This window comes from Pseudoalteromonas distincta (assembly GCF_005877035.1).
Classification (GTDB): Bacteria; Pseudomonadota; Gammaproteobacteria; order Enterobacterales; family Alteromonadaceae; genus Pseudoalteromonas; species Pseudoalteromonas distincta.
On the sequence record NZ_CP040558.1, the window covers coordinates 321,525 to 333,219 of the forward strand.

Below are 11,695 nucleotides of genomic sequence, written 5' to 3' on the forward strand. Positions count from 1 at the left end.
GATATATCGAAATGCGTTGGATCTAAAGGAAAGCACCGCTTAGGTAATTATGACTATTAATAAATCAAATTTAATTTGGCTCGATCTTGAAATGACAGGACTCGAACCAGAGACCGATAAAATACTCGAAATTGCGACGGTTGTCACTGACGCAGACCTGAATATATTAGCTGAAGGGCCAACCATAGCTATTCATCAAAGTGATGAATTACTAAATGGTATGGACGAGTGGTGTACTACGCAGCATGGTAAGTCGGGTTTAACAGCGCGCTGTAAAGCAAGTACATTCGATGAAGAGTATGCCGTGGCACAAACGTTAGATTTTTTAAAACAGTGGGTGCCTGCAGGTGTATCACCAATGTGTGGTAATTCAATTGGGCAAGACCGCCGCTTTATGAATAAATACATGCGTGAACTTGAAGATTTTTTTCATTACCGCAATCTTGACGTGAGTACTATTAAAGAATTAGCACGTCGTTGGAAACCTGAAGTGCTTGCAAAAGTGAACAAAAAAGGTTCGCACCTTGCTTTGGATGACATTAAAGATTCGATTATGGAATTAAAAGTCTATAGAGAAAATTTCTTTAATTTGTAAAAAACACTTGCAAACACATCGGATTATTGTAGAATCCTGCCCCGCTCAAGACGATAACCCACGCGGGGTTAGTGTGTTTGAGTGATTGAATTACCATCAATAAATGTGGTGCTAGCTCAGTTGCTAGAATGTTGAACGCGACCTGTCGCGCACCAACGTAAAATAACTGAAGAAATAAAAAATGCGGTACTAGCTCAGTTGGTAGAGCGCGACCTTGCCAAGGTCGAGGTCACGAGTTCGAGCCTCGTGTACCGCTCCAATTTCTAACCAAAAGAAATTGTAGTGTTGAATGAAAATATAATGCGGTACTAGCTCAGTTGGTAGAGCGCGACCTTGCCAAGGTCGAGGTCACGAGTTCGAGCCTCGTGTACCGCTCCAATTTCTAACCAAAAGAAATTGCAGTGTTGAATGAAAATATAATGCGGTACTAGCTCAGTTGGTAGAGCGCGACCTTGCCAAGGTCGAGGTCACGAGTTCGAGCCTCGTGTACCGCTCCAATCTTTTTATATCCTTTCAAAATTCTCTGTATTAAAAATCATAAATAAAATTATAATTTAAAATCTCTCTTATCTACTTTATTCTTTGTGCAATATTCAGCATTAAAGTTTTGGTTGTTAGAAGCTATGGTTTCTCGCGCGAGCTATACGCCTACAATAAAGGTGTTGTACTTTGAAGTTATGAGGTATGAGTGAGGTAAAGAGTCAATACTTTGAAACCGAGAGCTTTTATTAAAATAGCTCCCCTTGAATAGTTGCTATAACTCGTCTAGAACCACCAGAATCGCGATGTTCACCTAAATAAATACCTTGCCATGTACCTAACGCTAAATAACCATTTGAAATAGGAATATTTAACTCGCAGCCTAACGTGCTGGTTTTTATGTGTGCAGGCATGTCGTCGTCACCTTCATAATCGTGGCGATAATAAGGTTGACGCTCAGGAACGAATTTATTGAAATGGCTCTCCATGTCCATACGAACAGTGGGGTCTGCATTTTCGTTTATTGTAAGGCTCGCTGAGGTATGCTGAATAAATAAGTGCAACAAGCCTATTTTGTAACTCGCCAGTTCTGGAAGCTGAGACAATATTTCGTCATCTATTATATGAAAACCTCGCGGGCGAGGCTTTAATGTAATTTGCTTTTGCTGCCAACTCATAATTTATCGAAACTAACTTCAATGTTTGCATTACCAGCATCACAGCTAAATGGCATGATGATTTTTTTACCTTGGCTTTTGTGAGTAATTGTATGACCCTTACCAGATACCACAATAGGCGTTGCCATATCAAAGTCGAAGCCTTTCTCGCCAAGTAAATTTTTAGCACCACCGGTCACCATGTTGGTTATTTCGCCAACCATATCGGTAACTTCTTCATCTATAGCATCAGGGCGTTCGCCAAGCATACGCTCCATGATGGTGAGTGCTAATTCTTCGTCGAATGTAATTGAAAATGATCCTCGCGTTTGCGGGCCAACCATCCCAATCAAACCTGATACATCACCACAGGCTATCTCATCAGTTTTAATGCGAGGTTTACCTGGCTTCAATTGAGTTTGAGCCATAGTGCTCAAAACATTAATTAAAGAAGATAAAAAGGGATTGATGAATTCTACATTCATAGTGGCTACTCTTAAATTTGTTCTGTGAAATGACTATATAGTTTGAGTATAGTCACTAAGGATAACTTTGAAGGATTATGATGCTCTGCAAGATTCACATTTACCATGTGCTTCTATTGTTTGCCCTGATACAACAAAGCCACCTTCGGCAGCTAAATTATTTAGCTCATGCGAAATTACACTCGAGTGTAATTCTTTGACAAAACCACAGGTATCGCAAATTAACAATTGTACTGGGTGTATATGATCAAAATGATGACACAGCATAAATGCATTTGTGCTTTCAATTTTATGAATAAAACCTAGCTCAGCTAAAAAGTCTAATGCACGATAAATAGTTGCAGGTTTAGCACCCGTTTCAGTTATTTTTAATTGCTCAAGCAAATCGTATGCACCAACACCACCTTGTGCGCTGGCTAATAGGCGAAATACTTTCTCGCGGATAGGCGTAAAACGCGCGCCACGGTTGTCACAAACTTGTTTTGCTTTACTTACGAGTGATTCTATATTCATCATTACTCTTATCCTTATGCTACCGTGATATACTAACATACTGTGTTGTAGTTGCAGCGTTTTTATTAAGCGCTTTTTACCTAGGAAACCCAGTAATGCACGAACTATTAGCTATATTTATTTTCTTTTTTGCGGTTATTGACCCCATTGGTACTGTACCTGTATTTATTGCAGTCACACGTGGTGATGATGAGAGATTTAAACGTAAAGTTATATATAAAGCGGTAGGCGTATCTGCATTAGTGCTCTTATTTTTTGTACTTGCAGGTGAGCAATTACTTAACGCAATTGAAATTCCGCTTTCGGCTTTTCAAATAGCTGGCGGTATCATATTACTTATTTTTGCGCTCTCAATGATATTTGGTGAAAGTAAACCGGAAGCCGAAATTAAAAGTGTACGCGACAGCACTGAAACCGCTATTTTTCCGCTTGCGATTCCCTCTATTGCGAGCCCTGGCGCTATGTTAGGCGCCGTATTAATGACTCGTAATGAAGAATATACCTGGGTTGAGCAGTTACTAACGTCTTCGATGATGCTTGCTGTATTAGCGGTTGTACTGGTTTTGTTACTGCTTGCAACACATGTACATAAATTAATTGGTGATAGTGGTGCAAGTATAATAAGTAGAATTATGGGGCTTATTTTAAGCTCGGTTGCGGTTACCAATATTTTAAATGGCATAGCCCATTATTTTGGCTTGCAGGTGTTTAATTAAAAGTATTCCCTATTTAGAGGGGTAAGACGTTGCGATATATTGGTTGTTTTGAGGTCAGAGCGATCATTATGATCTATTGACGACTTAATATGTTCGTAGCTTCCTCTGAACGTTTTTAAGTGTTTTCTTACTTCTTTCTATAGAGTGCTGTACAGAGAGTCGGTATTAATATAATCCCCAATCTATATTGTTATTAGTGATAAGAGTTACCTCCTTGCAAAAATAAGCATGTTTTATATAAATAAAATTGCGCCATTTATAGTCTAAATGAATTCATAAAAAATTTTACTAAGCAACAAACCCTTCCTATATTTACTAGTGATATTGCCCCACATATGAAATAAATTTTTTACCAGTTTATTTAATTACATTTTAGCTTTGTTATAAGGAATACTGACGGTGATGTAGTGTGGGAGGTTTTTTTGTTTCCTTATTTAAAAGAGAAAATTATGAAAAATAAAACTGTAAAGCTCACGGTATGTTTATTAACTTTTTTAGCTCCAATTGCTCAAGCCAGTGATGAGGTAAAGCATATTCCCGGTTTTTTTATTGGTACTACACATTTTGACAGTGAGACTGAGTTTACGTTTGGTGTTGAATATGAATATAAATTTACTCAAGATTGGGGAGCTGGAGTGGTATTTGAGCGTACAAATGACGCTCATCATGGCGATGGTACTGCTGTCGCTTTGGCTTCGCTCTATTATCATCCAACTAAAAGTATACGTTTAGGGGTGGGCTATGGTGAGGAGAGAATTGGTGGATCTCACCCCCATAATGAAGATTTATACCGCATTAGCTCTGCTTATGATTTTCATATAGGCGATTTTGGGATTGCACCCACTATAGCTGTCGATTTTATTGATGATGAAGAAGCAATTGTTGTGGGTTTAGCTATTACCAGACCTTTTTAATGTGTTGACTTGTAACTGTAAAGTTAGGTTAAACCTAAATTATTAAGAGGTCTGAAATGTTAAATAAATTGTCTATTACAAGTAAAATATACCTTCTAGGAGTATCACAAATACTATTAATGTTTGTGATCGGAGTTATATCTTTAATACAAATGAATAAAATTGGTATAGAGCTAGTTGACATAGCTGAGAGAGATATACCACTTAGCAATATGCTTTCAAAAATGTCTGAGCACAAATTAGAACAAACGATATTTTTTCAACGAGCTTTATTGCACGCAAGTTTAGAGCCAGATGAAGCCAATGAAAAAATCGAGAATAAACTCACGTCATTAACACAAAAGATTCAAAGTGAATTTGAGAAGTCTGAAAAATTTGTCACTGATTCTATTGATTATTTGCACAGTGAAAAGGCAAAAGCGAGTTTTACTTCCCTAGCGAGTGACCTGAAGCTTTTAAATAAAGAATACCAAAGTATTTCTGTGAATATTAATGACGCTATTGAGGCCACTAAAACGCAATCCGTTGGCAGCTTGGGTGATAAAATAAAGTTAATAGAAGTCGCAGAAGATAAATTTGAGAAAAAACTTATAGCTTTACTGTCCCAGATCCAACAATTTACCTTAAATTCTGCGCTCCAAGCTGAAAATGATGAAAAACAAGGTATTCATTTAATTCTTTATATATTTATATTCTCCGTCATTGTTAGTGTTGTTTTATCATATTTGATTAGTCGAGCAATTGCTTTACCAGTGAATAAGCTAAAAAATAGGTTGATTGAAATAGCTGATGGCGATGGTGATTTAACTTTAAAACTTGACGAGAGCGCTGGTGATGAAATTGGAGATACAGCTAGAGCATTTAATAAATTTTTACTAATGCTAAGAGAAACAATAAACGAGGCTAATATACACCTCTCTCAATTAGATGAATCATCAAAGTTTGCCGTAACTATTATGCAAGAAACCGTTGTGAATGTTGAAAAGCAAAAAGCTGAGACAGAAATGGTTTCAACAGCTGTAGAGGAAATGAATTGTACTACTCAAGAGGTTGCTAGTAATACCCAGAATGCTTCAGACGTAACTGAAGCAGTTAAAGAACGTGTAGCAAAGGGTAAAGCAGAAGCTTCACAGGCAAAAGTAGTTATTCAGCGTTTAGCTCAAGAAATAGATGAAGCAAGCTCTGTAATAGAGTGTCTTGTTACTGAAACGAACAGTATTGGTAGTGTTTTAGACACAATACAAAGTATTGCCGAGCAAACTAACTTACTTGCTTTAAATGCGGCTATAGAAGCTGCGCGCGCTGGTGATACTGGTAGAGGCTTTGCAGTTGTTGCGGATGAAGTGAGAGCGCTTGCTCAACGAACACAGGTTTCAACCATTGATATACAAGGGCTGGTAACTCGTCTACAAAGCGAAGCTAAAAATGCGGTTATTAGTATGAATAAAGGCATTAACAGTGCTGACGAGTGCCTGCAAAAAAGTACTCAAACGTCAGAAATATTTGCCAACTCAGCCATTGCTGTTAATGAGATTACGGACCTAAACTTACAGATTGCTACCGCAGCAGAAGAGCAATCTGCCGTTGTAAGTGAAATAAATCAAAACTTGATTAATATTACTAACATTGCAATAGAAACGTCTACCGGTGCAAAAAATACGTCAGAAGCGAATGAAAGTATTGCCCGATACATCGCAAATTTAAGAGTGAATTTGAATAAATTTAAAGTTTAAATTATGTTTTTTGGACTTAGCGGTGATAATGAAATTAAGTTATTGCTCGGCAAAAATATATATTCCTAAGATAGATAAATGCTTTATGAAATATGGTTATGTTTTTGTCTTGCGTACAGCTGTATTAGTTCCATTACTGCCGCATAGATAAATTAATCAATAATAGTCGCATTGATATATTGAGCCTTCAGTTTTAAGGTTTATTTTATTGATGGAAGATTAATTGCGGCGTGAGGTTTGTAACCTTGTTAGCACGCTAAAATCAGGCAAATTTTTTGCGCTATATCTCTTATCTAAACCTATGTAGGCAACAAAGGAAAATCGCCCAAGGAGGAATCCAAAGAGCGACATCTGTTAGGTATGTATACTGGTTATCGCTTATTTATAGGCAAATGAGCACATCCCTTAGGCTTTGCCTTATTTAAAAATAAACATAGCTGTGGAAAGTTTAATCTTCATAGGTAGCTAGGCTTTAGCAGAGTCATATGGTCTGTTTTAATTGAGTGGCTCGTTATTTTGGTTTTTAGGGGTTTTCTTTACATTGATGCTCGCTAGGCTTTTGTGTAAAATGCAGCGCCTTTTAAGCTGTGCTTAATAACTTTAATACCCTGAGGTTTGCTTTGAATAAATGTACTTTGGATAGACGCTTTTCTGTGGCCCCCATGCTTGATTGGACTGATCGCCATTGTCGTACTTTTCATCGCAAAATGACTAAACATACTGTGCTTTATACTGAAATGATAACCACAGGGGCTATTTTATTTGGTCGCGGCGACTACTTACATTTTAATAAACACGAAGGCCCAGTTGCACTGCAACTTGGTGGCTCTGATCCTAAAGCGCTTGCGCAATGTGCAAAGCTCGCAGGTGAGCGTGGCTATGACGAAATAAATTTAAATGTAGGTTGCCCGTCAGACAGAGTTCAAAATGGTCGATTTGGCGCATGTTTAATGGCTGAGCCTCAATTAGTTGCTGAGTGCGTTGCAGCAATGAAAAACGAAGTAAACATTCCTGTTACCGTTAAAACGCGTATTGGTATTGATGAGCAAGATTCGTATGAGTTTTTATGTGCGCTTATTGAAGCGTCTCATAAAGTAGGGTGTGATGATTTTATTATTCATGCTCGTAAAGCATGGCTTAATGGTTTAAGCCCGAAAGAAAATCGTGAGGTTCCACCGCTTGATTATCCACGTGTTTATCAACTTAAAAAAGATTATCCGCAGCTAGACTTAAGCCTAAATGGCGGTGTTAAAACAATCGAGCAGAGCCTAGAACATTTGCAACATATTGATGGTGTAATGATTGGGCGTGAGGCTTACAGCAACCCATTTATGCTCAATGACGTTGATGAGAAAATTTATGGTGATGCTGCAAATACGCAGTCACGCCACGATGTAGTGCGTTCAATGTATGACTACATTGAAGAAGAAATGCGTTTGGGTGCTAATTTTTGGCATATTGCACGTCACATGCTCGGTATTTTTCAGGGGCAGCCTGGTGCGCGAGGTTTTAGACGCCACCTTTCTGAAAGTGGTCACGGTAAGCAAGCTGATTTATCGGTAATGGATAAAGCATTAAGCTTTGTACCAGAATAAAACTAAGCTTTAAAAATTCTAAATTTAAGCCACTTTCGAGTGGCTTTTTTGATCCTAAAAATTAGTCAAAATCATAATTTATTGGCCAATTCCACTCTATGTTGTTCAGCTTAAAGTCACTAAAATTTAGAGTGTTTGTTATTTACCATTATGATTTTAAATGCTTTATTTTGTTTTTGATGGACTTGGCACAACTATTGGAATCTTCTTGTTGAAATTAATTAAAAATCAACAGGAGAATACCATGGGTATATTTAACCGCGTAAATGATGTAATTCAATCAAACATTGTCGCCATGCTTGATAAAGCAGAAGATCCAGAAAAACTTTTAAACCTAATGCTTACCGAGATGCAAGATGCATTGAATGAGTGCCGTAGTACAGTAGCCGCTTTATTGTGTGAAGAGAAAGTAATTAATCGCCAAATTGATACTAAAAAAACAGAATTAGCAGCTTGGCAAATGAAAGCAGAACGTGCGGTTGAGAAGGGCAGTGATGACCTTGCTAAATCAGCTTTACTTGAGAAGCAACGCGTTAACGAAAGCATTGAAAATAAGCAAACTCAACTAGAAACATTGCAAGAGTCTATTGCAAAAATTAAGTCTGATTGTGAACGCTTGCAGCAAAAAATGGCTATGGCTAAAACTAAGCAAGCTCAGTTAATGCAACGCCATAATGTTGCTATTGCTAGAGGGCGAATCAGTACGCAACTACAAAGCGATAAAGTAGCTCATGCGTTGTCTCGTTTTGAACAAATAGAGCAGCGTGTTGAAGGTATTGAAGCTCAAGTAGAGGCTTATGAGCTGACTGATACAGCAAGCTCTACCAGTGCCCAAATTGAGTCGTTAGTTAAAAATGAAAAAATTGATGCTGAGTTGGCTCGCTTAAAGGCGAACTTAAATACTAATTTAAAACACACTGCTTAGGAGATTGCTATGAACAGCTTTAATCGTCAACAAGGTTGGTATAAAGATACTCTGAATAAAAAAATATCGGGTGTTTGTAGTGGTTTAGCCCATAGATTGGACTTTCCGGTATGGGCAACACGCGTAGTTACTATTTTGTTGTTTTTGAGTTTTCCGTTTGCAGTTGCACTTGGCTATTTTATAGCGCATTGCTGCCTTGAAAATAAAGAGTATTAATACCAATAGGCATAAATATTTGAACAATTTAACGAATTAAATCACCCATAACGTTGTTAAAAATTTTAATTTAGAACAGCTAAGTATAAAAATTTTTGCCTAGTTATAGCGCAATTTTCTTATCGTTAAATAGACCTCATATATAAGCCAGTTGGTATAAGGAGAGTTACTATGAAAGCTTTGGCAGTATGTGTATTTATCTATTTATTACTGTTTACTGATTTAATAACGTTTGTGCAGATTGATTCTTGGCAGTTGCCGTTATGGATTGCTGATATTAGTTGGGCTGGGCTCGAGCTTGTAGGTGCTTTGGCCGCAATTATTGCTGTAGTTGCGGTAGTGGCTTTAATTACTATGGGATTAGTTGGTGCGGGTGTAGTGGCATTAGCAGGGACTGTTTTAGCGCTTTTATTCGGATCTATAATGATTGCATGGCCGTTACTATTTGTTGCAGTGTTGTGTTGGCTTGTTGCCGATAACAAAAAAGTAGCCTCTTAATCCTTAATTTGACTGACTATTATAGGTTAACTATGTTAAATTTAGCCTGTAATTTAAAGTTTTCATAAGGATAAGAATGATGACGAAACTATGTTTTTCGATGGCTTCTGCATTAATATTTAGTTTTTTTTCGTCATCGTTGGCGGCGCACTCAGGGCATGATCATGGTTCTGATATGGCTGTGCTCGAAGTAACTAACGCGCAAGTTAGAGAGTTTTTACCTGGCAGTACTGCAACTGTAGGTTATTTAACCCTTATTAATCACAGTGGAGCCGCAGCAACTTTAACTAAGGCAACTATTGATGGCTTAGGGCGTGTTGAAATACACGAGCATTCACATGTAGACGGCATGATGAAAATGCAACAAGTTGAATCGGTTGAAATTAAGGCGCACGAAAGTGTCAGCTTTCAGCCTGGCGGTTATCATTTAATGGCATTTGAACCACAAGAGCCATTAAAAGTAGGACAAGAACGTAAACTCACACTATATTTTAGTGACGGTAATCGCTTATTTACTAATGCTCAAGTCGTGTCGCTTGAAGCGCAAGCTAAGCAGTCAAAACCATCTACTCAACACGCTCATCATTAGGAGTACACATGTCGCAACATAAAGGAAAAATAGCAGGAATAATTGTTTTACTGCTTATCATTTTTTACGCAATTGCTGTTTATTGGAGCACAGAACCTTCACGTTTTGACGTTGTTGCCAACGCGAAAGAGCAAGCGCAGCTTCGTAATGAAAAAATAGTAACGGGTTATGTAACTACTTCTACATTAATTACGGTAGCCAATACCTTACTAGATAAACCGGGTGGCTACTTATCAAATGATGTAATACCACCAAGTATTATTATGGATGATATGCCAGCGTGGGAATATGGCGCACTAGAAATGGTACGTGATTTATCGCTTTCTATGCGAAAAGATTTTAGCCGTTCTCAATCACAATCAACGGAACATGAAGCCCTTAAAAAGGCGCAGCCGCAGTTTAATATAAGCTCTGAGGCATGGGCATGGCCAAGTGCCGAAGGTGAGTACCAAAAAGGTATTGACTACTTAATGGTATATCGTGGACAAATTGCTAATGAGCATGAGCGCGATAGCCAATTTTACGCACGAGCAGATAACTTACGTAGTTGGCTTAAAGAAGCTGAAAAACGTTTAGGTAGCTTAAGCCAACGTTTAAGTGCGAGCGTAGGCCAAGAAAAAGTGAACACCGATTTAGCGGGTAATTCATCTAATAAACAAGCAACGCTTGCGCCACTGCAGCAGCAAGTAAGAACACCATGGTTGGAAATTGACGATGTGTTTTACGAGTCGCGCGGTGCAACTTGGGCATTACTGCATTTTTTACAAGCGATAGAGTATGACTTTAATGACGTACTTGAAAAGAAAAATGCACGTGTAAGCTTACAACAAATCATACGTGAACTTGAGGCGACTCAAGAAACAGTATGGAGCCCACTTATTTTAAACGGCAATGGTTTTGGCTATGTGGCAAACCATTCTTTAGTTATGGCAAATTATATTTCTAGAGCCAATGCGGCTTTAATCGAACTCAGCGAACTACTAGCTCAAGGATAAAAAATGAAAAAGTATTGTTTAGCAGCAGCCCTTTCAATGGCATGTTTAGCACCAGCAGCGCAAGCTGACACTCTACTAGGTTTATACGTAGGTGTTGATGGGTGGAAGTCAGATAACGATGGTCAATTTTCTTATAAAAATAATGCATCTCAAGATTTTAATTTTGAAGATGAGACTTTTGTAAGTTACTACGCGGCACTTGAGCACCCTGTACCATTAGTTCCAAATATTAAATTAAAGTATACCGAGCTTGAGTTAAATGGTTCTGCGCTACTTACAGATACATTTAGCTTTAATGGCTCTGATTATGTTGTTGGCTCTACGGTAAATACTGTAAGTGATTTAACGCATATTGATTATATTTTTTATTATGAAATTTTTGATAATGACTTAATCTCAATTGACTTAGGTTTAAATGCTAAGCAGTTTGATGGTGATATTGTTGTAAATGGTACTACTCAAAATGGTGGTACTAACTTTACCGAAACAAAAGATTTCTCTGGTTTTGTTCCTCTTGCATATGGCCGTGCCGAAGCAGGCTTACCATTTACTGGTTTAAGTGTATTTTTTGAAGGTAGCTTTTTGACTATTGACGATAGCAAAGTACAAGATTACCAAGTAGGCGTAGCGTGGGAACTTATTGATAACCTAGCAGTAGATGTTGCTGTTAAAGCAGGTTACCGCTCTATGGTATTAGAACTTGATGATGTAGATGATATTACTACTGATATTGATGCATCTGGCCCATTTGCGGGTATTCAGGTTCACTTTTAATTAGTATTTTC

At 37.9% G+C, this 11,695-nt stretch carries 14 protein-coding genes and 3 tRNA genes; 14 read left to right on the forward strand and 3 right to left on the reverse strand.

Annotated elements, in window-relative coordinates:
* The first annotated feature begins 49 nt into the window (after positions 1 to 49).
* The 4 genes from orn to FFU37_RS01355 all read left to right on the forward strand — a co-directional run bounded on the left by orn (position 50) and on the right by FFU37_RS01355 (position 1,092).
* Positions 50 to 595 carry an oligoribonuclease gene (gene orn, locus FFU37_RS01340; RefSeq protein WP_004336052.1) on the forward strand — a complete coding sequence of 182 codons (546 nt, stop codon included), beginning with the start codon at positions 50 to 52 and terminating at the stop codon, positions 593 to 595.
* Between the two features lie 183 nt (positions 596 to 778).
* Positions 779 to 854, forward strand: a tRNA-Gly gene (locus FFU37_RS01345).
* Positions 855 to 897: 43 nt separating this feature from the next.
* Positions 898 to 973: transfer RNA gene (locus FFU37_RS01350), tRNA-Gly, on the forward strand.
* A gap of 43 nt (positions 974 to 1,016) precedes the next feature.
* Positions 1,017 to 1,092: transfer RNA gene (locus tag FFU37_RS01355), tRNA-Gly, on the forward strand.
* Between the two features lie 231 nt (positions 1,093 to 1,323).
* Here FFU37_RS01355 and FFU37_RS01360 read toward each other — a convergent pair.
* The 3 genes from FFU37_RS01360 to FFU37_RS01370 form a co-directional block, all read right to left on the reverse strand.
* Entirely contained in the window at positions 1,324 to 1,752 is a 429-nt protein-coding gene (locus tag FFU37_RS01360) for a secondary thiamine-phosphate synthase enzyme YjbQ (RefSeq protein WP_138488530.1), read from the reverse strand.
* Positions 1,749 to 2,216 carry a chemotaxis protein CheX gene (locus FFU37_RS01365; protein ID WP_024595807.1) on the reverse strand — a complete coding sequence of 156 codons (468 nt, stop codon included), beginning with the start codon at positions 2,214 to 2,216 and terminating at the stop codon, positions 1,749 to 1,751. Before FFU37_RS01365 ends, FFU37_RS01360 begins: the two co-directional genes overlap by 4 nt.
* Positions 2,217 to 2,291: 75 nt before the next feature.
* Positions 2,292 to 2,729 (reverse strand): transcriptional repressor, encoded by a 438-nt coding sequence (locus FFU37_RS01370; RefSeq protein ID WP_002957918.1) that lies wholly within the window; start codon positions 2,727 to 2,729, stop codon positions 2,292 to 2,294.
* Between the two features lie 95 nt (positions 2,730 to 2,824).
* Here FFU37_RS01370 and FFU37_RS01375 point away from each other — a divergent pair, with 95 nt between their 5' ends.
* The 10 genes from FFU37_RS01375 (at position 2,825) to FFU37_RS01420 (ending at position 11,684) form a co-directional block, all read left to right on the forward strand.
* Positions 2,825 to 3,445 carry a MarC family protein gene (locus FFU37_RS01375; RefSeq protein ID WP_138488531.1) on the forward strand — a complete coding sequence of 207 codons (621 nt, stop codon included), beginning with the start codon at positions 2,825 to 2,827 and terminating at the stop codon, positions 3,443 to 3,445.
* Between the two features lie 449 nt (positions 3,446 to 3,894).
* Positions 3,895 to 4,359: a hypothetical protein gene (locus FFU37_RS01380; RefSeq protein ID WP_138488532.1), complete on the forward strand. Its 465-nt coding sequence runs from the start codon at positions 3,895 to 3,897 to the stop codon at positions 4,357 to 4,359.
* Between the two features lie 56 nt (positions 4,360 to 4,415).
* Positions 4,416 to 6,092: a methyl-accepting chemotaxis protein gene (locus FFU37_RS01385; protein ID WP_239022707.1), complete on the forward strand. Its 1,677-nt coding sequence runs from the start codon at positions 4,416 to 4,418 to the stop codon at positions 6,090 to 6,092.
* Positions 6,093 to 6,754: 662 nt separating this feature from the next.
* Entirely contained in the window at positions 6,755 to 7,687 is a 933-nt protein-coding gene (gene dusA, locus FFU37_RS01390) for a tRNA dihydrouridine(20/20a) synthase DusA (protein WP_239022725.1), read from the forward strand.
* A 244-nt stretch (positions 7,688 to 7,931) separates the two neighbouring features.
* Positions 7,932 to 8,612, forward strand: coding sequence for a PspA/IM30 family protein (locus tag FFU37_RS01395; RefSeq protein ID WP_138488534.1), 681 nt, complete (start codon positions 7,932 to 7,934; stop codon positions 8,610 to 8,612).
* A gap of 9 nt (positions 8,613 to 8,621) precedes the next feature.
* Positions 8,622 to 8,828, forward strand: coding sequence for a PspC domain-containing protein (locus tag FFU37_RS01400; RefSeq protein ID WP_002957924.1), 207 nt, complete (start codon positions 8,622 to 8,624; stop codon positions 8,826 to 8,828).
* Positions 8,829 to 8,999: 171 nt separating this feature from the next.
* Positions 9,000 to 9,326 (forward strand): hypothetical protein, encoded by a 327-nt coding sequence (locus tag FFU37_RS01405; protein WP_024595804.1) that lies wholly within the window; start codon positions 9,000 to 9,002, stop codon positions 9,324 to 9,326.
* Between the two features lie 79 nt (positions 9,327 to 9,405).
* Positions 9,406 to 9,915 carry a copper chaperone PCu(A)C gene (locus tag FFU37_RS01410; RefSeq protein ID WP_370659864.1) on the forward strand — a complete coding sequence of 170 codons (510 nt, stop codon included), beginning with the start codon at positions 9,406 to 9,408 and terminating at the stop codon, positions 9,913 to 9,915.
* 8 nt (positions 9,916 to 9,923) lie between these two features.
* Positions 9,924 to 10,910, forward strand: coding sequence for a DUF2333 family protein (locus FFU37_RS01415; RefSeq protein WP_024603343.1), 987 nt, complete (start codon positions 9,924 to 9,926; stop codon positions 10,908 to 10,910).
* Positions 10,911 to 10,913: 3 nt separating this feature from the next.
* Complete coding sequence (locus FFU37_RS01420; protein ID WP_138488536.1) at positions 10,914 to 11,684, forward strand: TIGR04219 family outer membrane beta-barrel protein; 771 nt, start codon at positions 10,914 to 10,916, stop codon at positions 11,682 to 11,684.
* Positions 11,685 to 11,695: the final 11 nt, after the last annotated feature.